Source organism: Candidatus Woesearchaeota archaeon, from assembly GCA_027858315.1.
Taxonomy (GTDB): Archaea; Nanobdellota; Nanobdellia; order Woesearchaeales; family UBA583; genus UBA583.
Genome location: JAQICV010000033.1, coordinates 1 through 25,791 on the forward strand (window position 1 = coordinate 1; position 25,791 = coordinate 25,791).

The window sequence follows — 25,791 nt, forward strand, 5'->3', positions numbered from 1 at the left end:
TAATTAATATTCTTTGATTCTAAATATTTAATAATTCTTTCTTCTCCTTTAGAAAGAGAAGTAGAACATTTTGGACATGAGTGACCATGATATAAATGACTAGAAGGTAACTGCCAAAAACTACCATGTATAGGACATATAATCTCTATTTTATAATTTAGTGATTTATAGATAACCTTACTATTTTTCAACAAGAAGCCCAAAGTTTTAACTTTGGGTAGCTCACGATGTAAAAGATCATTTTAAATCTGGATTATATTTAAAAATTGCTTTATTACCTTTATCTTTAGAATACAAATAAAGTTGTCCTTCTAATATACTACCATAACCCTTATTAGCACCCCATTTACTTAATGGAGATAAACTTGGAATTACTCTTGTTTTACATACTACATCTTCAGCTAATGAGTCATAAGCTAATTCTGATTCTCTATGTAAATGACCAGCATGAATCTCCATGTATTTTTTATCTGCTATTTTTTCTCTATATTCATAAGCTAATAGAAGTGGAAGTTGACCCCTTTTCCTAGAACCTGATTCTTCATCCCCATGATGATAAAGTATAATAGAGTTTCCATATTCAACTGCTTTTCTAACACTATCATCTATATTAAATGTAATATGTTCTATTGCATTAAACCTAGCATTTAATATTTCACATAGATAATAGCTAGAGTATGTATCATGATTTCCCGGAATATGAAGAATTTCAATATTAGTAAACTTTGAAGCTAAGAACTCAATAGCTTCTATATACATATCAATTCCAAACTTAAAACACTTTTTATATAATGAAGACTGATCTTGTGGTGTACCATGATGTGTTCCATTATGACTACCATCTACATTTAAAGCATCACCTCCTATAACGAAAACAAACTTTTCTATACTGTATGGTTTTATATCTTCATATAAATGATATATTGATTCAAGGAATACTTCTCTTGCTATTTCAAGATTCCAATCAGCATCTTTTGTTTCATCTTTAAAGGCTAATAATCCTAGATGATGGTCAGTAGGATAGAAGGAAGCCATATATGAGTTTTGATCTAGTTTACCTTCAGGTTTACTAATATAAGTATTTTTAGATTTAAATTCTAATATAGACTTCTTTATTATTTCTAATCTATCTTCATGAGATAATTCACCTTTATCAATTTCTTCTAACTGAGCTTTAACCTGATAATTATTCATAGGAATAATTTCATCACCTTGTTTTGTATTAGTTATCCAGCTATTAACCATAAATCTTTTGATTTTATAATTAACAGTATCTACTTCTGCATAAGATAAAAGGTCTTCTATTGTTTTAATATGATGTGAAACAGAAGTAAGATTCATTGTACCTTTTTCTTTATTTATATCTTTTTCTAGTTTAACTTTAGAATTATCTTCCTTTTTATCTGTATTAATAGGATCATCTTCATCAAAAAGTTCTGCATAAATCTGTCTAACTCTCCTATTAAAAGTTTCTTTTGTAGAACTACTATTGGTCTCTTCTACAAACTGATCATAAGCTGTTCTGACTTCTTGTTTAGTCCAGCCACCCTTATTAAACTTGTCTAATATCCATTCTCTTTGATTCATAGTGTTATTTACACCTCCGATATAAGAAATAGTTAAATTTTCTTACTCTTTAATTTTTCTTTAATATTATTTACAGCTATTTTAATATAGTCAATTTCTCCTGTAGCCCCACATAGTTCACATTCTTCATAGTCACTTATTTCAGTATGTCCATTAGGATATAGTTTACCTACCAAAGTTTCAATATAGCCTTCTCCAGCACATTCAGTACATATCATAGTCTATTACTCCGTATTTTTTTCATACTTTGACCTCTTTTTCTTATTGGAAATTTCTTTAACAAAGATTAAAGTTCCATTCGGTTTTAAAGAATAGAACTTAATCGATGTATTATTTATTTTAGGTTTCTTCACTTAGTTTCTTTGAATCAAAATAGTGTTGAATATCCTGAATATTATTATCAGGCATTTTCATATAATCGGCTTTTATAAAAGCATCATATTGATGTCTCAATGAGTCTTTTAATAAGGATTCTAACTTTTTAATATTAACTAAAGCTTCATCATATCCAGATAATAATCTAAAAACTTGTGTATCAATAGAATGATGTTCTTCTGAAATCACTGCATGAGATTTAATTTCTTCAGTTAACATCATTTCTAAATGAACTTCTATGTTTTCAAGAGTTTTATCTTTTTTCATTGATTAACCTTCCTAAGTTCTTTCTTAAAATAGATTTTATGTTTAAATATTTCCTCTACATCATAATCATTAGAATGTACCGACTCTACAATATGGATTATAGGAACTTTGCTACCATATAATCCTAACTTACCTGATTCTTTATCTTCCAGAATTAATTCGTTTGAACTATTAAGGAATTTAATAATCTTATATTTAGGGATTTCTATAGTTTCATTCATATCTATAATTTCATCTAAACTATGACCCTCTTGTAATAACTTATGAGCTTTATCATCACTGATAGGCTGTTCATAAGATAGATTTACAATAGGATATCTAGTTTCAAGATCATCTTTAATCTTATTGATATTTAGTTTTACATCATACATATAGTCCAGATCATATTTCGTTTCAAGACTTTCATTGTAGGACTTATCAATTACTACCACTGTATCCCCCATAGTTTTATAGGAGAGAAGTAAAGGTGATTTTTCACATAGGGATGAAAACTTCTTTTTAAAAGTTTCTTTAAACTCTTCAATATTCACATCTTCAATTTCATTTATTAACATATTGTTACCTCTTTTATTGCATATAGGAAAATACTACCGAATCTTCAATATTGGTATTTCCTAACACTTGCATTGCAAAATATTCAGAAGACCATTTTACCTTAATAGTAAGATCATTAATTTGCTTTATAGCCCTTTTTAATTTTTCAGCATCTACTTCAAATTCAAAATCTTCTAAATTAGTGGTTAATCCATCCAAAGTTCTAATGACTGAATCTTTAGAAGTAGTGGATGATATTTCTAAAATATCCTCACTAATCTTTTTTAGTTTAATAACTGGATTCTTTGACTCATTATCTTTATAGTAGATAGACATAAAATCTAATATATCTAACATAGCATCTTTCTGGAAATTAAAAAAAGTTCTATGTTCATATCCAGCTTTAAAAGAATCTTCTTTAATAGGGGGAACTTCTACAGACTGATTATTAGGGATCAGTATTTCAATATCATCCTGTACCAATTTTAAAGAGTTCTCAGTAGTATACATCTCACAGTCCATACCTAATGCTTTAATGAAGTTAACAGCATCACTACTAAGCTTTAATTCCCCTTCCTGTTTAAAAGAAGTTTGGAATAACTCATTGTATTTTAATGAAAACAATGTTTCATCTAAAAGAAATATAGTTCTAAATACTGGATTGATCTCTGCTTCATTTAAAGTATACTGTAAGGCTTTCTTCAGTTTAGTATAACTTTCTTCCTCTACAGTCATAAAAGCTTCATACTGGTGTTCCTCATACAAATCAGAGTAGTCTTCAGTATCTTCTATCTTCTCAATATTAAATCGATCACTTCCATTACTAAAGATCCTAGAAGGAACATCATAATCTAATTCATTGTAGAACTCAGTAATAGCTAAGAACTTATCTGCATTAAGATAAAAGTTTTCAGCTTCTTCTTCTCCTTCATAAGCAAAAGGAAATCTTCCCTTTACACCATTCTTACCATTCATATAAATATATGAATCACGAAAATCAAAATATAGACCCCCATAGACACCATTCTCTCGATTAGTAAGCATATTAATTAGCTTATCATGTTTTTGAAATACTTCTGTATTTATTTTCATATTCTCCTCCATTTGATAAGGATATACCTTACCTGTCATTTATATTCATTTTAGTTAATATTTTATCTATTGTCAATCATTTTATCTTTATTTCCTCTATTTAAGGACTATAACCAGACAAATCATATATATTCTCTGTATTAGTACCTTTATTAAGGGAGAATTCTAGGTCAGTATATCTTATACAAGATAATAAAGATATATTAGTATTATATATATAATTAATATACTTATTGTTATAATAGGATTTCCCTTTATTAGATATATATACCATTTTAGTATAAATACTATAGATATAATCAAGAGAATTAGAGAGATAATGTTTACACCATCTCATACCTTTATAGAACATAGAGTGAGTTACTTGTTTCTTTTTACCATTATCTATTTCTATTTCAGTAAGAATTGGAGTAAGTAAACCTGATTTTCTAATAAGTTCCCACGACTTTCTAACATTCCTTAGTTTATATGCTTTACCAAACATATCAATCATAGATTTTGAAAACATCGATCCTTTATTTAGATGATAGAACTCTTTATTAGAATAACCTCTATTTGTATTCTTTTCCCATTTTTCTCTTTCTTTAAATTTATTATATAGAATCATTGCACCTTCAATAATATCTTTTTCTACTATACCATCATATAATCCAAGATGATTTAATTTATAAATCCTTTGTAGAATATATTTAAGCTTATCTATATCTTCAGAATTTCTAGTCCAATGAAAGTTTTTATTATGATATAGCTCTTTATCTAGTTCTGGTATATATTGACCTTCTATATTTATATCTGATTGCCAATAGGTTGAATCAAAAGTTCTTTCTGCATATTCATATTTACTTAATAAAGCTGTTCTAATCTGATCGTCAGACCATTTCATCATATCTTTAGAAGATCCATCATTTAAAATCTTAGCAAGATGAACAAACTCATCAAAATCTTTATTTTTAGCAACACAATATACAGCTAGTTTCATTTGAGTATGATGTCTTTCACCAGCACCATATCTATATCTATTAATTCCTGAACTATAGTCTATTCCAGATTTATCAGAAGTATTTCCACCACTGAGAGCATATCCTGATAAATTAACATCCTTTAGTCTATATGGTAATGATCTAGTTTGAAATGAGTTCACTTTAAAAAAGAAGTTTTGAATTCCTGTTTGTATCTCAATTCTATGTTCACACTCAGGATTATAGATACCCTGTAGATTAAAATAACTTCCTAAAGGTACTGGAAAATAATCATAATTATTTATTGTAACCGCTTTATTAGCTAAGTCTTCTTTTAATCTATCATATATAGCTTTTCGATTATTTATGAAATCTAAATATTTAAAGGTAATAGAATAGGATTGAGATTTTTCTGAATACTCTATCCAAACTGGTTCTCCCATATATTCAATAAGAATTTCTAATTGATCTTCTAGTAGTCTAGGAGAACCAGACTTAGATAATAGAATATGAAGAAATCTTGATTTATCATATTCTTTTAATGCCATATTTTTATTACCTAAGAAATGTTCTTGTTTAACTGTAGCTGTAGGATATCTTTTTAGTTTATAATATTCATTTGATTCAGGATTTTTTGTGATCATTATTTCTTTACTAGTGAAGTCTAATCCTGTAGATTGAGATATAGTTTCTGTATACGTCCAGTTTCTATCACCTATAGTTCTATCATAGTCATCTTGTCTCATGGAGTGACCAGTAAACTTTGTAAGTCTAGTTTTTCCACTTATAAGTGAGATAGGATCAATATGTTTTTTAGTTTCTTTAATCAAAATTTAAATCTCCCTCCTTTAACCTATATAAGGTATAGATAAAACTGAATTATGTCAAGACTTTGGTTTATTTTTTGTGAAAAAATTACCTATTATGTTTCCTTTCTTTTCAATCTTAGCCATTGTAGATAAGTTTTCCTTTTTTTGTTCTTTATAGTTTGAAGAATTTTTCATATCTTTTCTTTGTTCTCTTATATAGTCTTCTTCTGAAATATTTAACTCTGATATAGTTTCTTCTTCATTATCAATCAAGAAAGTTTTATACTTATCAACCATATCAACTATATATTTATATTTAATACCTTGTGTTTTAGTGTATAACCAATTTTTAAATTCATATCTTTCCATACCATGAAACTTATCCATGTTAAAGGAATACATATATGAATTAGCATCAAAGGGTTTACAAAATATTAATTCAGGTAGACTTTCTTTATTTTCCATAGTATAATAGTTAGTAAAAAGAAAACCTTCTTTTTTTCTTTTAACTATATAAGTAGAAAACAAATTATTGAGGTAAATATTATGAAATTAACAAAAGACTATTTTATCGAAGGAAAGATAATTAAAGCTGGTACAGAATTAGAAATTGTAACAGAAGCAAAAAAAAGTGTTGACAAAAAGACTGAAAAGGTTAAAACTAGAGTCAAGACTAAAAAAGTAAAGGAAGAGAAAGTGAAAAGAGAACTAACAGAATCAGTAGAAAGTTTTTTAAGACCTTTAGAAAAAGAAGTTAAGTCCTATAGAAACAGAGACTATAGTGATTACATTATAGGTGTAGCTACTGATAGTGTAATATCATTAATAGAAGACTATGATGTATATTTTGATGATGAAGATAATCCTTCTATTGTTTATATTAAACAGGACTACCTATTTGAAATAGTTGACAATAATACCGATATATATAATGGAGACCTTATTAAATGGCTACAAGATGATGATAATGCTGTTTATGATGTAGAAGACTATCTTGAAAAATATGGTTATAATAAAGAAGGATTCTTTCGTATGTTAATGGGGGCACAATCTAATATTATAGAAAGAGCTATATACTCTGTTCTTGAAGACATAGATGGAATAGAAATTAGATAATAAAAAATAATAAAAAAAGTTATTGACAATATAGCCTACCTGTAATATACTTCAGGTAGGTTTTTAAATTGAAAGGAGAAATAAAATGAAAGACAACAAAAAAGAGAAATATTCTAAATTCAAAAGAAAGTTTATTCATCATTCCTTATTCCTAATAAGTGATGCATTAACAATTATGATGTTAATTCAGATTGGTGATGGTATTATTGCTCAGACAATATTAGGCTTTTTTGCTAATGCTATTGAGTTATTAAAAGTACAACTCTTAATGGAAATAAAGAAAAGATTCAAAGAATGGAAATTAAGATTTTTACCTATTGTAGCAATCTTTATTCTTACCTATTTAGGATTTGCCTTTGTATCAGGTGTAGCCTCCCTGAACTTTACCCTATTAACTATCAGCAATAAATCTTTTGTTTCTGAAGTTAATAATAGTACCATGGATAGTTTCTCTAATCAGATTGAAGATATTGATAAAGATATTGAATCTATTAATAATGATATTAGGTCTAATCAAGAAGATATGAGAAATATTGATCCAGCTATCTACCGTACAGCAAGAGAACAAATTCAAAATACAATACAAGACCTTAGAAGTTCTAAAACAGAACTCTTCAATAAAAGAGAGGAACTGGTTATACAACAGCAGAATGAAATAGAAGAAGTAGAAATCATTCCTGTAGATAGTTTTTCTTTAATGGCTGAGAAACTAAACAATGGTTGGGATGGAAGTGATGTAATGTATTATCTTATGCTACTACTTATATTCCTTTTAGAACTATCTCTTGTAGTAACTTCTGAAGAAGCAGAATTAGAAGTTAATATAACAGAAGAAAGAAAACCTTTATCCCTTTATGTAAAAGCACTAATGGATATTAATGGAGTAAGACTGAACTCTGATAAAAAGATTTCAGAATTAACAGGTTTATCTCATAAAGACTGTAAATACTATAAATCACTTCTACAAGAATGGAAATATGAAAGTACACATCTTATACATACAGGTAGAGGTGGTTCAAAAGCTAATTTTACTAAAAAACAGATTCTTCAAATTATATCAGCTAGAACTAAGTTAGGAATGTAATAATGAAATATAAAATAAGAGATGAAAATGATAAAAAAGCAATTTTTGATGAAACTGGAAAACAGCTTTCAGAATGGTGGAAATATATTTGGCCTAATGGTTTAGTTAAGGGAAACTCAGATTTTTATCGTGTGGAAAATGATAAGGATAAAGAAGCTATTTTCCATAAATCAGGAGTTCAAGTTTCTGAATGGTGGAACTACATATATCCCGATGGTTTAGTAGAAGGAGAATCTGATTTTTATATTGTTCTAAATGATGATCATAAAGAAGCAATTTTTCATAAATCAGGAATTCAAATTTCAGAGTGGTGGAATGAAATTCTCCTTTTTAATGGATTAGTTAATGGAACTTCCAGTGAATACAGAGTTTGTTCAGAAGAAGATTATGTATATAAAACACTAACTTTTGACAGAACAAAGTTTATATATAAATTAATTAAGGAGAAAAAAGATGAAAATACCAATTTGTCAATGTAATTTAGAGGGTACACCCTTTAGTGAAGAGAGTATAATGTGGGTAGTAGGAAAGTTTATTAAGAAAGATAATATAACTATGATTATTATCGTTAATCCCAAAGATGGAAGACTCTATGAAGAGAGTAGTTCCTATATAAAGGAAACCTATCTTACAGATATAGATAATCACTATGAAAAAATGATTGTTAAAATTCGGGATAAGTTTCAAGAGAGATATAATCAAGATACTTATATCCTTACTGGATTCAATAGACAGGGTATGGCTATTCTGGAAGATGAAAATGGAAATAATATTACAGCGTATGTAAGTAGACTTCTATTTGTAAAATTTGATTAAACCTATGTAGATAATTTTAACTATATAAATATAAATATAAACATAGTGAGGTAAATATTATGAAGTTAACAAAAGATTATTTTATTGAGGGACAGATTATTAAGGCTGGTACGGAATTGAAAATTAAAGAAGAAACTAATATATCTGGAAAAGATTTACAAGGTAGAAAATTAGCAGATTTATATGTTTCGGAAGTAGAAAAAGATTATATCGATTTTGAAGATCGTTTAATGCTTAATATGTCTACTGAAGATGATATAGATTCTAATGATCTATTAAAAATTGAAAAAGCTTATGATGCAATGACTAAGAATATTGACCACTTATATAAATCTTTTTTTATCGACTCAGGTATAAAATTAGACTTATATGGTACTTATGATGTTAGTGGTTTTGAATATTGGTTTAGGGAAGGATTTTTAGATATCTACATTAGTATTGGAAAAAAAGATAATAATAATATTCCTTTAACAGATATTTCTTTAAACAACTCCGATATTAGAATGATAGAAAGTGAAGTAAGTAATATAACAATGAAAATTGAAGGTATTGTTAATGATTTCACTAGAACAGCTAATCAGTATGATGGTATTAACTTCTATTATAATGATTTTGTTTAAGCAAAAAAACTAGTTTTGATAGATAGGGTATATAAATATAAAAAGAGGTAAATATTATGAAGTTAACAAAAGATTATTTTATAGAAGGTCAGATTATTAAGGCTGGTACGGAATTGAAAATTAAAGAATTAAAAGAATCTTCTTCTGATCAGCTTATGTTAGTAGATCCTGATATTGGAGTTGAAATGTTGATTAGACCTTTTGGGGATGCTACTCATGTATATGTAGATCAAAAGGCTAAACACGTTGGGGAACTTAGGGGGTATGGTTCTAATAAAAAAGGTGAGGATATAGATCAAGTTTTATATAAATGGATACCTGTTACTCAGGGTAAACCTGATACATTTAAAGGTTATACTACTAATGATTTAGATGGTATGGAGTTTACTAATTCTCATGGATATAAATCTTATTTAAAAAAAGCATAAAACTTTTAACTTAAACCTATTAGTTAGCTTTTAACTATATAAATAGTTCTTTTTTCATTTTAACCTCTCGTATATCTTTTAACTATTTAGACTAAAGGATATAGAGAGGTTATTTATTTTGGCTAATAATATTGGAAGTGAATTAAAAAAAGAACTCAATCTTCAGGATTTTCCTAATGTAGGAATTTCTTATTTATATAGAACTAATCCTAAAATCTATTATGTATTTATCTACTCTTATAATAAAAGATTACCTATTCTTCGATCACTAATAAATAAATCTGGTGTATCGGCTCTATATCATTCTAATAAAAGACTAGAAATGTCTTATCCTATTGATATAAGTAGTTTTGGTGGAAATACAAGTAATGCATATTTTATGGTGTTAGATTTATCAGGTCATAGATGGAATGATAAAACTCTTGTAGAATCAGAGTCTATTAATGATGATGGTACTAGAGGTTTATATTGGAAAGGTAATCTTCAGGAATTAACTATACAGGACTTAGCTGGTAAAAATACCATATCCGACTTTACTAAGGCATGGCTTAAAGATAGAAATAGAACACAAGGTAATGCTGTAAAATCTATGAAACTAATTGATTGTGTAATTGATGTAAATAAGAACACAATTAGATTTCAGTTCTTGTCAGAGGCTACAGAGTTAAATGGTAAAAACCCTATTGATCCAGATAAAAACTCTATTGTAGGTAATTCCAGTTATAGAGATTATGCTGGTGGTAAACAAGATGTAAATCCTGATAATAAAAAGATAAAAAATAATAGTTCTAAAACTTATGAATTATGGATTGAGTTTGGAGATATTCTAGGGAAAGAGGGTTGGTTATCTGTCTTTGATGGAGAAAAGATTTCTAAGAAAGATATGGTAGATATTTTAGACTCTAGTGAAAAAGTAAAACTATGGAGTTCAGCGGTTAGTTTTCAATATCAAGGATTCAATTATTGGTTAAGTCAGTTAGATGGTTCTATTGTTCCTGAAACTAGGAAGCCTAAGAGATGGGATAAAGTTCATGGGGATGGTCAAGCATTTTTAGATAAACACTTAGCTTCATTATTAAACTCTATAAAATTCTTTAGTCAGCAAATGGCACAGAAGCTTAATAAAAAACTTAAAGATAGAGGACTGATATAATGGATAAAGATAATAAATGGGTAAAACTTCATAATAAAGATAAGTTTGATTATTCTTTAGTAGATTATTAGAGATTCCTTACTGGGAAAAAGATAATATAGAAGATATTTTAATAAAAGAAATAAATAAAATCAATGCTTTAGGAGAGGTGATATAAATGAATATAGATGAATTACAATCATTATTAGAAATTTCTATTGGGAAGCTATTCGTAGGTTGGTTATTAGTCTTGATAGGTCTTATTATTAAAGATACATTCTCTAACGGAATTTTGGGGCTTATATTCTACTTAAATCGATCATTTAATGAAGGTGATGTAGTTTATATTGATAATGAAAAACTTATCATACAGAAAATAGGTATAAGACAAACTGTATTTAAAGTAGTAGGCTCAGAGGGTAGATGGAGATATATCAGCAATCAGAAGATTAACTATCTAGTTATAGAAAAAGACTTAGAGTATAAGTTGGGGGATACAAATGGAAAAGATAAAACTGAATGAAAAAGAATTAACTCAGGAAGAGTTTCAAAAAGAAAAAGAAGCTATTGCTAAAAAGAAAGGTGTTAAACTAATAGAAATCTCTGAAGGTGTATACAAAACAAGAATATTAGGATAATCTATTTAAAAGACTATAACTATTTTAATAGAAACTAAACATAAATAGAGGTAAATATTATGAAATTAAGTAAGGATTATTTTATAGAAGGACAGATTATAAAGGCTGGAACTGAAGTGGAAGTTATTCAAGAGAATAAAGAAATTAAAGAAAGCTGGTCAGTAGGAGTTTATATAGATAAATCTAATATTGATAAAGCAAAAGCTATTTTAGATCAATATCTATCATGGGATGATTATGATGAACAGGAATATTATGATTATATTATTATAGGTTTAAATTCTAAAGACTATATTAAAGTTAAAAATGAATTAAAACCTTATATTAAAGAAGTAGATCATGAACTATTTGAATCAAAAGATTCTAAGTTTGAAGATAAAGAAACTAAAGGAAAAATAGAAGAAACGATTACTGTAAAAGTAGAGTTTGAAGATGGAAATTACTTAGTTACTGGAATTAACACTGACTTAAACGGTGCTGAAGACTATTATTTAGGTAAATACTTTAATTTTGGTATTGAAGGTGATAAGATGGTGAAAGCAGTTAAGGTTACAAAGGTTTAATAACTATAATTATTTAATAATATAATATAATATAAAAGATCAGTATTTAATACTGGTCTTTTTTTTATCTTGACTATTTCTGATGTATGATGTAAGCTTAACTATCTAGGAAAATGGAGGAAGTTTAATGAAAACAACAAAAGGTGCGTTTGGTGGGTCTACTGGTAAAAGAACATGGACTAAGAGGAAATATAATCCTACTACTAAAAAATGGGTTAGGAAATTATTTAGTATCGATGCTAGTGTAGGTAAAGGTGCTGTAGGTCATAAGCTTGCCAGAAGATTAGGCAACTAGGAGTATATTTTGAATTATATAGAATATGTAGAACAGCAAATTAGAAGATTAAAAGAAACTTCAAGACTAATTCAAGATGGACATATTCTACCATACAAAGTCAATAAAGCCCTAGCAGAATATGAAGAGGTTTCTCTAGGGCTTACTGCTGAATATCAGAGAGTAAAGACTATAAATAAAGTCTTGAATAGAAAATATCAGGCATGGTGGGATGAAAAGTTTCTGGAAGCTAGAGATTCTCTGAATGGGGATAGAGTGAAATCTAAGTTTGCTTCTAAAGCTGAGATTGAATCACAAACTAGACATAATAATAAAAGAGAATATTTTGAATGGCAAGATAAACTAGATGAATCAGAATCTAAAGTTAGATTTATTCTAAGACTCATTGATAATTGGAGAAAAGAAGATCAAATTCTAATCCAGCTATCAAAGAATATGACCACAGAAATAAGGGCTTTATATGTTCAAAGTGATGCTGGTAGAAAAGTAAAAAGAAATAGAGCGGAGTTACCAAGTAATAATGATTAAAATAGTATATTATCCTAAGAAGTCTATTATTGCTGTATCGGGTGTTATGTTTGATACAGTAATATCTTATTTGAAAAAGAATAAGTTTACTTATGAACCTAAAACTTCTACATGGACAGCGAAACCATTAAAAATTCTTACCTCAATACCAGAACTAGAAGAATATGATATTGTGGATATATCTGATGAAGATTATCAGTCATTAGAGCTAGAGGCATTACCTCCACCAACTATTAAACATACTGGAATTAGATTCTATAAAAACTATATGAAACTTCCACCTTTAGGTGAATACCAGAAGGACGGAATTAAGTTTGGTTTAAAGAATAATGGTATAATATTAAATTGGGGCACGGGAACAGGCAAAAGCATGGTAGGAGTTAGTATTAATAATCACCTTTTTGGTAGAGAATTTTCTAATAAACTTATTGTAGTAGCTATCGGTGCTGTACTCTATAACTGGAAAAGAGAATTAATGATGTTTGGTTATTTTAAAGATGAAGAAATTGAAATTGTTACTTCTAAGAATAAAGAACCGTTTGACCCTGATAAAAAAGTGTTAATCATGACCTATAATACATACAGGATTATATCAGAATATTATTGCCAGAAAGTTAGAAAGAAGCTATTGGTTAAACCAAAAGAATCATATCTCCCTATAGAGGAATGGTCTGATGGTAAGTGTAGTGTAATATTAGATGAAGTTCATAAGATAAAAAATCCTAAAGCTAAAAGAACTAAGTGGATGCTGGTATCAAAAGATAAATATAACCATAAAGTTTTAGCTTCTGCTACTCTTACACCTAAGAATTTCTTAGATATTTATGCTCCAATATCTTTTATAGATAAAAATCTAATTAATAATTTAAGTTATTCTGATTTTGAATCAGATATATGTGAACTTGGAACTAAGTTTAGTGCCTATGGTGTTAATGGATTTAAAGAAGATAGAATTGATTATTATAGAAAGGTTTTCTCTCCCTATATATCATATATAGCTAAGAGAGATGTTATTAGTCATTTACTACCAAATTATAATAAAAAGAATATTTATATTGAACTTATGGGTCAGCATTTAGATTTATATAAGGCGGTTACTAAAGAAGCACTATATAAAATAGCAGAAGAATTAGAAATAGATGGTGAATTAATGACTATACCTAGCCAACTAATTCAAAATATATTCCCTTATGTGATGCAATGTTTATCTGATCCTATTCTACTCAAAAAGAAAATAGGTGAAGATTCTAAGGCTTATGATATTTTACATAAATGGAATTTTAAAAATAATCAGAAACTTGAATATTGTGATGCTATCATAGATGATCACTTAGAAGAACAAAAAGGACAAAAGTTCTTGATATGGTGTTCAAATCCTGATACAATAGAAAGACTAGCAGAGTACTATAAGAAATATAATCCAATTTATATTCATGGTTCTTCTACTCCAAAAGGAGAAAAAGATAGAGATAGATATAGGGATAGACTAGTTTCTCAATTTGAAACTGATAAAGATTGTAAAATGCTTATAGCAAATCCACCAACAATAGGTGTAGGACAAAATATTAAAGGTGCTGGTGTATCAATATTCTGGAATAGAAGTTTCTCTTTTGAGGAATATGATCAAGCTATTGGTAGAAATGATAGACCTAATGGACCATGGAAAGAGATTTATGAATATGTATTACAGTTTGATAGAACTTTTGAAGTGTCTTTAGATAAGATTATTAGAGAAAGACTAAATTTAAATATGATTTTTAAAGATAAAGCTTCTATAAGTAGAGAAGATATATTAGCAATATTAACAGGAAATATAGATAAATTAGATTAACAACTATTGATAAATAGTTTAACTTAGGTTACAAGCACATATTAAGTGCAAAAAAATTATATTTATGGAGGTATCTTTAAATGAGTGAATCAAGAAGAGAAAGATACGAAAAGGCAAAGAAGGCAAGGGAACAGGCAAAGGCAACCGAAAATAGTAATTTCGATATGCCAGATTTGGAGAAAATTGAATATCTACCACTTAGAAAAGACAAGTTTGAAGTGTTTAGAATTATTTCTAATCAAATGTCCCTAGCACAGACAGGGTTTGATGCAACAAAAATTAAACATTCTATGCTGAGAGGTGATGATCAGAAGTTCTTTAATGTAGTATGGTCTTATGATAGGGACTGGCCTATGAATAAGTTATATTATTTTATGACTTCAGGTGTATGGGATTCAGAAAGTAAGTCAAAGACCTATGATAAAAAAGGCTGTGATCTTCTGAATGAAATTCTTAGCTGTGGTAGTGAGAGTCCCTATGCTTCTGGCTGGAGACCTAGTGAACTTGCTCTTATGAATGTCATTGATCGTTTAGATTATGAATGGCATAAAGAAAATAAGAAACTGAAGGTTGCTACAAAAGATGCTCAAAGAAGTGACAAGGGATTTTACTATACTTCTTATGGTATTTCAAAGAATGGTATCTATGAAAATATTCTTACTCAATGTGAGGATAATATGGTCTATTGCTGTGATACTGATATCGCAATCAGAAGACTAACTAAGGGTACTGTAGGGAAAGACGGAAATTGGTATAAGATTTTTCTTCCTGAGTTTGAAGCAAACAAAATGGAAAAATATTCTGAGGAAGATGATTTTGACTATATGTCTTATGTATCTAATAAGGAACTTACTGATGAAGAGAAATCTTGGGACGGTGTTGATTTTAGAACTGATCCTAGATACAAAGTAACTTCTACTATCAAGATTTATAATAGACTCAAAAAGTTTATTGCAAAAGTTGATAAGAATTATGGTGAGAATTTTACTGAAATGTTTGAAGAACAGGTAGCACAGGAAAAGGCTGAGTTCAAAGCTATGAGGGAAGAACAAGAAAAGAGAAAACCTTCTCTTCCTTCTAAAAAAGAAAATCCTGTAGAAGAATCAGTTAGTAAACCTGAAGAAACTCCAGTTCAGGAAGAAAAAGTTTCCAGAACTAGAAAGGCTAAAGTTGAACCTGAAGAAGAAATGGAAGAAGAATTTAGTGAAGATATGATCCCTGAAAAATATTTAGGGTATTATGAAAAACTTCCTGATGAAGAAAAAGATTTAATCAATGGCTTTGATATGGCTACTGATGAATTTACTTTTATTGAAGGAGAAACTACACTAGATTGTCCTGAATGTGGTAAGTACGCTTCTGAGAATGTTACATCATGTCCTTATTGTGGTGTGGAGTTTGATGATTAGTATGGTAGATATTAATAAAATGAATGAACAGGCTATTAAAGATACTTTAATTCAGATTGTTGATGTACTTAATGAATTAGATCAAGATGATTATTTTGGTTCTGAAGGATGGGAACATTTTTTCGGACTAGATGGTGATTAATTATTAATGTAAGGGACTATCCTAGGGTAGTCCCTGTTTTAGGTAAAAGGAGAAAGAAATGTATAAAGATGATTATGGTAATATACACATATCCGATGATTTAATTTGTCCTTATTGTGGAGAAGTTTTTTATGATTCAGAAGAATGTATACCAAATGAAGATGGTGAATTAAATTGGAATCAAGAATGTTATGAATGTGGAAAAACATTTTATAGGGATTTGCTTAAAGAGTATAAATAAACCTTCTAATAATCTTTTAACTATTCTGATATAGATTATGTAAATACTATAATAAGAGGTATATATTATGAAATTAAGTAAAGACTATTTTGTAGAAGGTCAAATTATCCCTAAAGGTTCTGAATTAAAGATTGTGGAAAAAGAAATTGACAAGGCTAATAAAATAAAAGAGGGTGGGGGTGCAGGAGTTCAATTTTCTAGTGATGGACTTTCTATTTCTAGAAGTTTATCTTATAATGAATTAGAATCAAAATCAGTAATACAAGATATTGTTGATCTTGATCTATCTATGGAATCTTATATGAGTAGAAAAGAAATTTCTACTAAGACTAAAGTAAATGTAGACATAAGACAGTTTTATAGGGTAGAAGATATTGTTGAATATATTTCTGATACAATAGACGTAGAGTTCTTAGATAAAGATCAAGAAAAATTAGAAAGAGCTATTGAACAAACTAATGTAGATTTATCTATAGATTTTTATGTAGATGAAATGTATGGTAGAGGTTTTTCTAGATTTGTTTTAGATATTGGAGATTTTATACACTGTAAATTAGATAGTGAATATGAATGGTCAGTACAAATTGATACTAAACCTATATTAGATGTAATTGATGATATTATAGAAGAAAGTAATTTAGAACAATATGATCGCTATTTTAATAGTAATCTATATGAGAAAATAGCTTCTGAATATGAAAGCAATATAGAAATTTCTATTATTGTGAATGATGATATTAAAAATGCTTATGATTCTTTAGATAATGATCTAATGGAAAAAGAAGTTGACAAAACTCCTAAAATATCCGATAATAAAGATACGACCAACAAAAAGGAGACTGATATGAAAGATGATACTCCTAATTTTAAAGATTGGATTATTAGAAATGCGGTTGATGAAGATTATTTTAGAGATTTTTTTGAAGAGTCATATAAATATTATGCAGAAGATATCAGAGAAGAATTTTCTTCTGATGAAGCAAAATATGTTAATAGACTTCATGAAGAAATGGTAGAACATGATATTATGTCAGAGATTGAAATACAGTTTAATGTTTCTGCCCCTGTAGCTACTAATTCTATCTATAATAAAGAAGAAGCAGAAGAAATTTATGAAGAGATAGAAGAATGGTATGAAGATGAAGGTAACTTTGATGAATATCTTGATGAAGTAATGGAAGTACCTGAAGAGTTTGAAGATGAATATAATGCTTACAGTGATTATCTAAAAGAAGAAGATCCTATTCCCTATCGTGTAGGTCATGCTGATTGGAGTGGTACTGAAGGTGCTGATATATTAGATGAAGTACGTGAGGCTATTAATACTGCAATAAAAGATATTGTAGATGAAATAGATTCAAATATAGATTATTTTATTGAAAAACTTGTAGATGAAATCTCTGATGATTTTGTTGGTGAGTATGAGGCTCAAATGGGTGCTGATAGTCTTCGCAATTTTATTGATAATAATCCAAACGCTATAGACCTAGACATGGTTTATGAAGAAGTAAAAAACCAAGATGGTAGAGGATCTTCTTTAAGTGGTTATGATGGAGAATAGATTAAACATACTTATGATAGTATTGATTTCTATATTTATAGAACTAATTAAATAATTAAATACCTAACATTATCTCTATATTAAGGGTAGTGTTAGGTATTTTTGAAGGAGTAAGAATATATGAAATTAAGTAAAAATTATTATATAGAAGGTAAGATATTCCAGAAAGGAACTAAATTGAAAATAGTATCTAAATTTATGGAGTCTTATCTTCAGGATATAGAAAGTGCTTTATATCGTATATCTTCATTACTTCATGATAATGATATTAATTTTACAATTATTGGTGGAGTAGCTAATAATATATATTCAAATAATCCTAGAACTACAGAAGATATTGATATTCTTGTTTCTGATAAAGATAGAGATAAAATGAAAAATCTACCTATAGGGTTTATTAGGGATAGAACAGGTAATGGTAGGTCATTTAATTTCCATGATCCTAAAGCACAAATTGATGTAGTTTATTCAGGAGAAAAAGCAGGAAGTAATAGAGGGATTGACTATCTTGAACCTAATGAAATAACTATATTTCATAATAGTATACCTTTTATAGATTTAGAAGATTTAGTACAAGTTAAGCTAAGTGCTGGAGAGTATGGAAATAGGTTTAAAGACTTTGGTGATGTTCAAGAGTTGATTAAATCTAATAATCTTGATAGACTATATGCTAGAAATAATAATTTCAGAGATGATTTAATTTTAATATACGAGCAAATATGGGATAAAACACTTTAAGGAGAATACATTGGATTATGGATTTAAACTAAATGAAATAGGAATTTCATATAAAGAAGTAGCTGATGATTATGTTATACCTTGTATAAGTGGTACACATTCTGATAATCATCCTTCTATGAGAGTTGATAAAGAAACAGGAATATTTAACTGTTTCTCTTGTGAATTCTCTGGTACATTTAGTAAACTTTATTATCATGTAACAGGAAAACCTCTTAATAAAAAAAGCTTCCTAGACTTATCTTCAGATAAACAACATAGGAACTCTATAAAAAAAAGAAGAAAGAAAAGACCTACTATCCTTCATACCGAGGGAGATATCAAAGATATAGATGAACAAATAATGCCTTTCTTACATAGTATAGGTGTGTACTCTCAGGAGTTTATAGATAAATATAATTTGTCCTATACAGGCTTCAGTAGGTTCATAGCAGAAGATAAGCATAAAGATGGTCAAAAGGCTACAGCTTTCTATAAAAGGCTACTGATACCTATATATAAAAATGGTAAACTAGTTAATATAGAAGGTAGAGCCTTAGAACTAGACATTAAACCAAAAGTAATCTATGTAAAAGGTGGTCTATCTGATCTTCTTTTTAATCTGGAAAATATTGATCCTACAAAACCTGTTATAATGGTAGAAGGAATTAAAGACTTTTTTAAGGTATGGAATATTGATAGAAATGTTATAGCTTGTTTAGGAAATCAATTAGGAAGAAATCAATTAGAAGAACTAAATAAATATATTCCAGAATTAATAGCTTTTCTAGATGATGATGAAGCTGGATTAAAAATACTGGATCAATTAGAACATGACTATGAAAGAGACTTCAGTATTATAGACTCAGGTGAAGGAAAAGACCCAAATAACTTGACTTTAGAAGAGATTTACTATAAGCTTACTAATGAAGTAGAGTCTTATGGAAAGTTCCTACATAGGAAATATATCAGAGATAATAATCAATATTCACTTTAGGAGGATAATATGAAAGATTTAGAAATTAACTTAGGATATATAATGCTTCCTGATGGGAGAGAAGAAATCTATACTGTAATATTAGAAGAAGAAACAGAAAGATATCCTACAGAAATTAACGCTTCAGCTTTTGCATCGGTAGGATTAATTGAAACTTGTTGTGGATATAATAATATTAGTACGGAGTGCTAAAGGAGGATGATATGAAAGATAACACTTTGTTTAAAGATATGAATTGGATGCTGAAAGCGGATTGTAAACACTGTAATGATCTTAGACTTCAGGGATTAGTGATAATAGAAGAAGAGAAAGCTAAAAAGAAAAAACAAGAAGAAAGAAATAAGACTAAGAAAGCAGAAACTAAAGAGTCTAATATGATACGAATAAGTGATTTAGATTATGAGCCTAAAGATGAGCTACAAAGAATATTTGATCAACTTTTAGATGAATATAATAAAAATGGTGGATTTGTTTATGTAGAGTTTTTATTTGGACAGAGGAAGGGAAGTATTGCTAAATTGGTTTCTAAAGAACCTCCAAAACTAAAAGATAATAATATTTCACCATATAATTCTAAATCTACATATACACCTTATTACCCTGAAGTTCTATATTCAGGGGAATATAGATGGGATGATAGATATAATAAGCCTAAAGGTGATATAGCCTATGATAACGTATCGTGGTTAAGAAATTATAGAGGAAACACAAAATGGTGCTTTACTTCTGCTAAAGCAGTAAAGGAAGAAGCTCTTAAAAAACCACAATATGATATTGATGGTAAGATGTTATCAATAGGTGACAAAGTTTTATATATAGATCATTTAAGTAAGAAATTGAAGCATGGAGTTATTGATGAATTTAAAGCACACTATGATACTACCTTTAGTTATGCTAATGTCTATACTTTCGTAAAATTTGGTAATAGACAATCAAGGAGTAGAACTAAATGTCCTTCAGCTAGTGTATATAAAATAAATAGGTGATAATATGAAAGATGAGTTTAGAAGAAATTGGTTTAAGGTTATGGGTTGGATGGCACGCCCTAAATGTGATTGTTGTAACTGGACTATGGGAAAACATCGAAAGACTTATAAAAGAATAGCTAATAAACAAGTAAGAGCAAGATTAAAAGAAGATTTAAGGAGAGAGAATGACAAATCAATTATCGATTAGTAGAAGACCAAGGAAGTTTTCAGAAATTGTAGGACAACAAAGAACTATAAATGAAATGTATAAGAGGTCAAATGAAAATAACTTTCCACAGGCTATGATGTTTCAAGGTTCTACAGGAACAGGTAAAACTACAATGGGCTTTATTGTAGCTTCATTGATTAACTGTTCTAATCCTATAGAAGAAAATGGTAATAAAGAACCTTGTGGAGAATGTGCTTCATGTAAGTCTGTGGCTACAGAGTCTTTTAGTAGAAGTATTCACCTTTATGATGGTGCAAAGCTTAATAAAGAAGGTATTACTAAACTAGAAGATGTAGCTAATAATTCTTCATTATATCCTAATGAGAAGAATATTATCATTATAGAAGAAGCACAAGAAATTAAATCAGAAGGTGCTAAAGGGGCTTTACTTAAATTGTTGGAAAAGCCTAGAAAGAATGTTCACTTTATTCTTTTAACCATGGATGAAAAGAAGTTTGACACTTCAGTTAAAGATAGGTGTCAAGTTTATATATTTAAGAAGTTAAAGGATAGTGAAGTCTCAGATTATATCTTCAGCTTATTAGAAGAGTATGACCCTGATGAAAAATTTCCTGTTACCTTTATTGAGGAAGTTATACCAGTTATTATAGATAATGCTAGCGGTTCTCTTAGAAAAGCTATAGAAGATTTTGAACGATGTATATTTTCTGAGATTTATACAGCTAAAATAGCTATTGAAGAACTAGGTTATATGGATGAAAAAACCATGTATGAGACTATTGTACTAATGGCAAATAAAGATAAAAAAATATTTAAACAAATTAGTGAGTTTTCTGATCTATTATCCTTTTTTAACTATTCATGGAAGATCATTAACAATATTCAGATTGCACAAACAATAGGTTATGATGTGGATTGGAAAGAGAAAAGGGCTAAGTTAATATTACATACTGGTAATTTTGAAAATATTGTCGATATGTATATTAACATTAATAATAATAACCATGGAAATTATTTTAATCCTAATATTTTCTATCACTTCCTTACTGAGTACTATAATGATACTAAATTTAAACTAAAAGAAGATACACCTAGTAAAGTAAGTAGGAAAGTATCTAGGAGAGTAAAGAGTGCAACATAGCGAAGAACAAAAAGATAGATTTATTATTACTCATTCTGACTTGGATATGGCAGGATGTTTGATAGTACTAGAATATTTAGATATTCCTTATGATAGAGTTTCTATTACTAATTACTCTGATTATGAAGATGGTGGATTTGACTATGATAAAATAGGGGAATATAAAGAAATATGGTATGCTGATTTTTCCCCTGATGTAAAGAGTCTACAGATTATTAAGAAAAATAATATTAAATGTAAAATCTTTGATCATCATATTGCTCAGTTTGATGTATTAACGGAAGCTGATAAAGATAATGATAATCTTGAATATCATTTTAATAATGAAAAATCAGGAACAGAAATTCTATTTGATTATCTTAAACAGAATAAAAGACTACCTAAAGCTATTAAAGAATTTGTTATTCTAGTTAGTACCTATGACCTATGGAAAGAAAATGATCCTCTTTTTGAAAAAGCTTCTGATCTTAATAGAGTCTTCTGGAAGAATCTTGATTTTAGAATGGATGGATATTATAAATATTTTCCTTTCATTGAAAAAATGATTAAGAGACTATTTACTTTTAAAGACCATTTTAGATTCACTAGACTTGAACAAATTGGAATTAAAGAAACTAGACAACAAGAAAAGAAACTTGCTCAGAAAGCAATGGATAGTATGCTAGTTAGAACTGATTGTAAAGGATATAAATTTGGAATTACTAAAGCTAAGAAAAAGATTTCTATCATTGCTCATAAAATACTATTGGCAAAAAGAGAGTTATCATATATAATTATTATTAATGAATGGGATAAACATCTTCCTAAATTATCCCTGAGAAGTAAAGGTTTTAATTTACTAGATCTTAATTATACTTCAGGTCATGAAAATGCTTGTGGATGTAAGAACCTTGATAAAGAGTACATTGATGGTCTTTGGAGAGGATCACACTATGAGATTGGATATGAAGAAATAGATAAAGCCTTTAATGAGGTAGTTAATAGTAATATTGACTCAATAAAAAAAGATTATCCATAAAGGAGATATGATGGTTCAGTTTAAAGAAGAACTTCTAACAGACTATATTATTTCAGTCCATTGCAATACAGAAGCGAAAGCTAAAAAACTTTTAGAATGGGCTGATAGTAAAGGACAAACATGGTGTGCTGGAGTAAGCTATATAAATAATTCACAGTGGGATAAATATAAGAGTAATACTTGTTACTCTATATATCTAGGAATGTTTGGTGATAGAAGAGATATACTTCCTTTTGAAAATATTATATCTTATGAAAACGCTATTTTAGATAAAACAAAAGTAATATATAATATGATTAAGGAGAAATTATATGTTTGATCCTATTATTTTTAGTAGAGATGTGGGGATACATTGTGATACAGAATGGAAAGCTAATATATTATTAGATTATGCTGGTAGACAAGGATATAAGTGGATGAATGGTAGACGATTTTCTAGTTCCTATAATAAATGGAGTAGATTTAAAGAACATACTATTTATAATATAGCTGGTGGAAGAAGGATGCCTACTTATAATATTGATTTTATGTGTAGAACAGCTATCAGTTTTGATGAGGTTATAGATTTAACTATGTATGTAGTTAAGATGATAAAAGAAAAAATAGAGAGGTAATTATTATGTTAAAGATTATTTTTGATGAAGAAGAAAAGGTGTGGAACTATGAACTTTTGAAAGAAAATGGAGAGTTTCTTATGGAAGGATTTGGTTTTGCAAGTGAAGACGATATTATGGATTTTTTAGAATCTCTTAAAGAGGGATTGAGGATAAGTATCTAATATGGGACAGAATAGAATTTATCAGTTATATTTCTAAGTAAAAAACTTAGATGGAGGGTATTTAATGGCAGTAGATTTCAGTAAGCTAGATAAGGCGTTTAAAGGAATTGAAAAAGAGTTCGGTAAAGGAATGGTGATAGATAAAGAAGAATTTGAAAATATTCAAAGAGTTCCTTCTTCTTCACCATTACTACAGCATATCACAGGAGGAGGGTATCCTAGAGGAAAAATTATTGAGATTTATGGACCTGAATCTTCAGGGAAATCATTAATAGCACAACATATAGGAAAAGACTTTCAAGCTGTAGGTGAGTTTGTAGGTTATATTGATATGGAGTTTTCCTTTCAATATGATTTTGCAGAAAAAATAGGTCTTGATACTTCTGAAAAGAAGTTTAAACTATTTCAACCTGATTCAGCAGAAAAAGCGTTTACTATTGCAGAAGAGATAACAAAGGCTGGTGTTGGTCTAATAGTATTTGATTCAGTAGCAACAATGACTCCTGACGCTGAAATGTCGGCTGGTTATAGTGATCAACAAATGGGAAGCCAAGCTCGTGTTATGGGTAAGGGATTAAGAAAGTTAGCTTCTATACTATCAAAGAATGGTACTACTGTAATTTTTATTAATCAGATTAGAATGAAGATTGGTGTAATGTTTGGGAATCCTGAAACAACTCCAGGGGGAAATGCTTTACCCTTCTATGCTTGTCTAAGACTTGATACTAGAAGAAAAGACTTTTTAGAAGATAGTAAAGACTCTGAACCTTATGGTGTTAAAGCTCAGGTTACTTCTAAAAAATCTAAAATATCTCCACCTAAAAGAAAAGGTCAACTTACTATCTACTATAACAACGGAGTGGATACACTTGGAGAGTATATTGATTTTGGAATTACTTTTGGTTTTATTGAAAAATCAGGTTCATGGTATTCTATCAATGGGGAGAGGGCACAAGGTAAAGAAAATTTATCTAATATCCTAAAGTTAAATGATACAGTACGTGAAAAACTTAAAAGTAAAGTCATACAGATGTTGTCTACTGGTGTTGTGGAAGATGAAGAAGTAAAGTCTGATGAAGATAGTGAGAATGATTATGATGTTCCTATTGCAGAAAATGAAGAAAAAATATTATTAGAAGAATAATTACTTGAAAAGACTATAGTTTTATACTATAGTCTTTTTATAAGGAGAAAGTAAATGAGCTTTAAAGTAGGAGACAAAGTAAAGGTTAAAAGGGAGATTGTACCTACTACAGGTTGGGGATCTATTAATGAAGATTCAATAGGAGTCATTAAAGTAATAGGTCAATCAATCCTAATAGACTTCCCTGAACAGAAAGAATGGATAGGTTTATTTTCAGAAATTGAACTTTATGATAATGCCAGAATTATTTATCAGCAAATAGTGAGTAGGATAAAATGAAATATGAAATAAGAGAGTCTAAAGGTAAAGAAGCAATCTTTGATGAAACTGGAAAACAAATTTCAGATTGGTGGAGAGGTATATGGTCTGTTGGTTTAGTAAAAGGAGAATCTGATTTTTATCTTGTTAGGAATGATGATGATAAAGAAGCAATTTTCCATAAATCAGGAGTTCAGGTTTCAGAGTGGTGGAATGAGATTGAACTTTTCGGCTTAGTTGATGGAGAGTCAGAATTTTATCTTGTTCTAAATGAAAATGATAAAAAAGCAATTTTTGATGAAACTGGAAAACAAGTTTCAGAATGGTGGGATTACATTTATCCCGATGGTTTAGTAGATGATCAATCTGATTTTTATATTGTTAAAAATTATGATAACCAAGAAGCTATTTTCCATAAATCAGGAGTTCAAGTTTCTGAATGGTGGGAATATGTATTTGCTTTTGGGTTAATAGAGGGAATCTCTAATGAATATATAGTTGATACTAAAATAGAAAAACATAAAACACTAACTTTTGATAAGACAAAATTTAT

The 25,791-nt window shown here is 28.7% G+C and carries 38 protein-coding genes; 30 read left to right on the forward strand and 8 right to left on the reverse strand.

Going from position 1 to position 25,791, the window contains the following annotated elements; translation table 11 throughout:
• The 8 genes from PF569_02215 to PF569_02250 all read right to left on the reverse strand — a co-directional run.
• A partial coding sequence (locus tag PF569_02215; protein ID MDA3855045.1) for a hypothetical protein occupies window positions 1-191 on the reverse strand: 191 nt, incomplete at its 3' end.
• A gap of 46 nt (window positions 192-237) precedes the next feature.
• Window positions 238-1,587 carry a hypothetical protein gene (locus tag PF569_02220; GenBank protein ID MDA3855046.1) on the reverse strand — a complete coding sequence of 450 codons (1,350 nt, stop codon included), beginning with the start codon at window positions 1,585-1,587 and terminating at the stop codon, window positions 238-240.
• A 32-nt stretch (window positions 1,588-1,619) separates the two neighbouring features.
• Complete coding sequence (locus PF569_02225) at window positions 1,620-1,805, reverse strand: hypothetical protein (protein MDA3855047.1); 186 nt, start codon at window positions 1,803-1,805, stop codon at window positions 1,620-1,622.
• A 121-nt stretch (window positions 1,806-1,926) separates the two neighbouring features.
• On the reverse strand, window positions 1,927-2,229 hold the full coding sequence (locus tag PF569_02230; protein MDA3855048.1) for a hypothetical protein: 303 nt from the start codon (window positions 2,227-2,229) through the stop codon (window positions 1,927-1,929).
• Window positions 2,226-2,783 carry a hypothetical protein gene (locus PF569_02235; protein ID MDA3855049.1) on the reverse strand — a complete coding sequence of 186 codons (558 nt, stop codon included), beginning with the start codon at window positions 2,781-2,783 and terminating at the stop codon, window positions 2,226-2,228. Before PF569_02235 ends, PF569_02230 begins: the two co-directional genes overlap by 4 nt.
• Window positions 2,784-2,796: 13 nt before the next feature.
• On the reverse strand, window positions 2,797-3,855 hold the full coding sequence (locus PF569_02240; protein ID MDA3855050.1) for a hypothetical protein: 1,059 nt from the start codon (window positions 3,853-3,855) through the stop codon (window positions 2,797-2,799).
• A gap of 100 nt (window positions 3,856-3,955) precedes the next feature.
• Entirely contained in the window at window positions 3,956-5,644 is a 1,689-nt protein-coding gene (locus tag PF569_02245; protein ID MDA3855051.1) for a hypothetical protein, read from the reverse strand.
• 54 nt (window positions 5,645-5,698) lie between these two features.
• Window positions 5,699-6,088 carry a hypothetical protein gene (locus PF569_02250; protein MDA3855052.1) on the reverse strand — a complete coding sequence of 130 codons (390 nt, stop codon included), beginning with the start codon at window positions 6,086-6,088 and terminating at the stop codon, window positions 5,699-5,701.
• 81 nt (window positions 6,089-6,169) lie between these two features.
• Here PF569_02250 and PF569_02255 point away from each other — a divergent pair, with 81 nt between their 5' ends.
• The 30 genes from PF569_02255 to PF569_02400 all read left to right on the forward strand — a co-directional run.
• The gene (locus PF569_02255) at window positions 6,170-6,739 is read left to right on the forward strand and encodes a hypothetical protein (GenBank protein ID MDA3855053.1); all 570 of its coding nucleotides are present in this window, start codon (window positions 6,170-6,172) and stop codon (window positions 6,737-6,739) included.
• Window positions 6,740-6,824: 85 nt separating this feature from the next.
• On the forward strand, window positions 6,825-7,823 hold the full coding sequence (locus PF569_02260; GenBank protein MDA3855054.1) for a hypothetical protein: 999 nt from the start codon (window positions 6,825-6,827) through the stop codon (window positions 7,821-7,823).
• A 2-nt stretch (window positions 7,824-7,825) separates the two neighbouring features.
• A complete protein-coding gene (locus PF569_02265; protein MDA3855055.1) occupies window positions 7,826-8,302 on the forward strand; it encodes a hypothetical protein in 477 nt (158 codons plus the stop codon).
• Entirely contained in the window at window positions 8,277-8,639 is a 363-nt protein-coding gene (locus tag PF569_02270; protein MDA3855056.1) for a hypothetical protein, read from the forward strand. Before PF569_02265 ends, PF569_02270 begins: the two co-directional genes overlap by 26 nt.
• 59 nt (window positions 8,640-8,698) lie before the next feature.
• Window positions 8,699-9,259: a hypothetical protein gene (locus tag PF569_02275; GenBank protein MDA3855057.1), complete on the forward strand. Its 561-nt coding sequence runs from the start codon at window positions 8,699-8,701 to the stop codon at window positions 9,257-9,259.
• 56 nt (window positions 9,260-9,315) lie between these two features.
• Window positions 9,316-9,687 carry a hypothetical protein gene (locus tag PF569_02280; GenBank protein ID MDA3855058.1) on the forward strand — a complete coding sequence of 124 codons (372 nt, stop codon included), beginning with the start codon at window positions 9,316-9,318 and terminating at the stop codon, window positions 9,685-9,687.
• 118 nt (window positions 9,688-9,805) lie between these two features.
• Window positions 9,806-10,840, forward strand: a complete 1,035-nt coding sequence (locus PF569_02285) for a hypothetical protein (GenBank protein MDA3855059.1) — start codon at window positions 9,806-9,808, stop codon at window positions 10,838-10,840.
• A gap of 157 nt (window positions 10,841-10,997) precedes the next feature.
• Entirely contained in the window at window positions 10,998-11,342 is a 345-nt protein-coding gene (locus PF569_02290; GenBank protein ID MDA3855060.1) for a mechanosensitive ion channel, read from the forward strand.
• Window positions 11,320-11,457, forward strand: a complete 138-nt coding sequence (locus PF569_02295; GenBank protein ID MDA3855061.1) for a hypothetical protein — start codon at window positions 11,320-11,322, stop codon at window positions 11,455-11,457. The genes PF569_02290 and PF569_02295 overlap by 23 nt, the downstream gene beginning before the upstream one ends.
• Window positions 11,458-11,516: 59 nt before the next feature.
• On the forward strand, window positions 11,517-12,020 hold the full coding sequence (locus PF569_02300) for a hypothetical protein (protein ID MDA3855062.1): 504 nt from the start codon (window positions 11,517-11,519) through the stop codon (window positions 12,018-12,020).
• A gap of 127 nt (window positions 12,021-12,147) precedes the next feature.
• Window positions 12,148-12,315 (forward strand): hypothetical protein, encoded by a 168-nt coding sequence (locus PF569_02305; GenBank protein ID MDA3855063.1) that lies wholly within the window; start codon window positions 12,148-12,150, stop codon window positions 12,313-12,315.
• A 9-nt stretch (window positions 12,316-12,324) separates the two neighbouring features.
• On the forward strand, window positions 12,325-12,843 hold the full coding sequence (locus tag PF569_02310; protein MDA3855064.1) for a hypothetical protein: 519 nt from the start codon (window positions 12,325-12,327) through the stop codon (window positions 12,841-12,843).
• Window positions 12,836-14,674: a DEAD/DEAH box helicase gene (locus PF569_02315; protein MDA3855065.1), complete on the forward strand. Its 1,839-nt coding sequence runs from the start codon at window positions 12,836-12,838 to the stop codon at window positions 14,672-14,674. Before PF569_02310 ends, PF569_02315 begins: the two co-directional genes overlap by 8 nt.
• An 80-nt stretch (window positions 14,675-14,754) precedes the next feature.
• Entirely contained in the window at window positions 14,755-16,083 is a 1,329-nt protein-coding gene (locus PF569_02320) for a zinc ribbon domain-containing protein (protein MDA3855066.1), read from the forward strand.
• Between the two features lies 1 nt (window position 16,084).
• Window positions 16,085-16,225 carry a hypothetical protein gene (locus tag PF569_02325; protein MDA3855067.1) on the forward strand — a complete coding sequence of 47 codons (141 nt, stop codon included), beginning with the start codon at window positions 16,085-16,087 and terminating at the stop codon, window positions 16,223-16,225.
• A 58-nt stretch (window positions 16,226-16,283) separates the two neighbouring features.
• A complete protein-coding gene (locus PF569_02330) occupies window positions 16,284-16,466 on the forward strand; it encodes a hypothetical protein (GenBank protein MDA3855068.1) in 183 nt (60 codons plus the stop codon).
• Window positions 16,467-16,533: 67 nt separating this feature from the next.
• The gene (locus PF569_02335; protein ID MDA3855069.1) at window positions 16,534-18,027 is read left to right on the forward strand and encodes a hypothetical protein; all 1,494 of its coding nucleotides are present in this window, start codon (window positions 16,534-16,536) and stop codon (window positions 18,025-18,027) included.
• A gap of 120 nt (window positions 18,028-18,147) precedes the next feature.
• Window positions 18,148-18,765, forward strand: a complete 618-nt coding sequence (locus PF569_02340) for a hypothetical protein (GenBank protein MDA3855070.1) — start codon at window positions 18,148-18,150, stop codon at window positions 18,763-18,765.
• A gap of 10 nt (window positions 18,766-18,775) precedes the next feature.
• A complete protein-coding gene (locus tag PF569_02345; GenBank protein ID MDA3855071.1) occupies window positions 18,776-19,741 on the forward strand; it encodes a toprim domain-containing protein in 966 nt (321 codons plus the stop codon).
• A 9-nt stretch (window positions 19,742-19,750) separates the two neighbouring features.
• On the forward strand, window positions 19,751-19,933 hold the full coding sequence (locus PF569_02350) for a hypothetical protein (GenBank protein MDA3855072.1): 183 nt from the start codon (window positions 19,751-19,753) through the stop codon (window positions 19,931-19,933).
• An 11-nt stretch (window positions 19,934-19,944) separates the two neighbouring features.
• The gene (locus tag PF569_02355) at window positions 19,945-20,727 is read left to right on the forward strand and encodes a hypothetical protein (protein MDA3855073.1); all 783 of its coding nucleotides are present in this window, start codon (window positions 19,945-19,947) and stop codon (window positions 20,725-20,727) included.
• 4 nt (window positions 20,728-20,731) lie between these two features.
• The gene (locus PF569_02360) at window positions 20,732-20,917 is read left to right on the forward strand and encodes a hypothetical protein (GenBank protein MDA3855074.1); all 186 of its coding nucleotides are present in this window, start codon (window positions 20,732-20,734) and stop codon (window positions 20,915-20,917) included.
• Complete coding sequence (locus PF569_02365; GenBank protein ID MDA3855075.1) at window positions 20,895-22,040, forward strand: AAA family ATPase; 1,146 nt, start codon at window positions 20,895-20,897, stop codon at window positions 22,038-22,040. The genes PF569_02360 and PF569_02365 overlap by 23 nt, the downstream gene beginning before the upstream one ends.
• A complete protein-coding gene (locus PF569_02370; GenBank protein MDA3855076.1) occupies window positions 22,030-23,058 on the forward strand; it encodes a hypothetical protein in 1,029 nt (342 codons plus the stop codon). Before PF569_02365 ends, PF569_02370 begins: the two co-directional genes overlap by 11 nt.
• Window positions 23,059-23,068: 10 nt before the next feature.
• Window positions 23,069-23,377, forward strand: a complete 309-nt coding sequence (locus PF569_02375) for a hypothetical protein (protein ID MDA3855077.1) — start codon at window positions 23,069-23,071, stop codon at window positions 23,375-23,377.
• Window positions 23,370-23,672, forward strand: a complete 303-nt coding sequence (locus tag PF569_02380) for a hypothetical protein (protein ID MDA3855078.1) — start codon at window positions 23,370-23,372, stop codon at window positions 23,670-23,672. The genes PF569_02375 and PF569_02380 overlap by 8 nt, the downstream gene beginning before the upstream one ends.
• A gap of 5 nt (window positions 23,673-23,677) precedes the next feature.
• Window positions 23,678-23,836 carry a hypothetical protein gene (locus PF569_02385; GenBank protein ID MDA3855079.1) on the forward strand — a complete coding sequence of 53 codons (159 nt, stop codon included), beginning with the start codon at window positions 23,678-23,680 and terminating at the stop codon, window positions 23,834-23,836.
• 64 nt (window positions 23,837-23,900) lie between these two features.
• A complete protein-coding gene (locus PF569_02390; GenBank protein ID MDA3855080.1) occupies window positions 23,901-24,980 on the forward strand; it encodes a DNA recombination/repair protein RecA in 1,080 nt (359 codons plus the stop codon).
• 54 nt (window positions 24,981-25,034) lie between these two features.
• The gene (locus PF569_02395) at window positions 25,035-25,259 is read left to right on the forward strand and encodes a hypothetical protein (protein MDA3855081.1); all 225 of its coding nucleotides are present in this window, start codon (window positions 25,035-25,037) and stop codon (window positions 25,257-25,259) included.
• Window positions 25,256-25,791: hypothetical protein (locus PF569_02400; protein MDA3855082.1), on the forward strand; the 536-nt coding region annotated here is incomplete at its 3' end. The genes PF569_02395 and PF569_02400, both read left to right, overlap by 4 nt.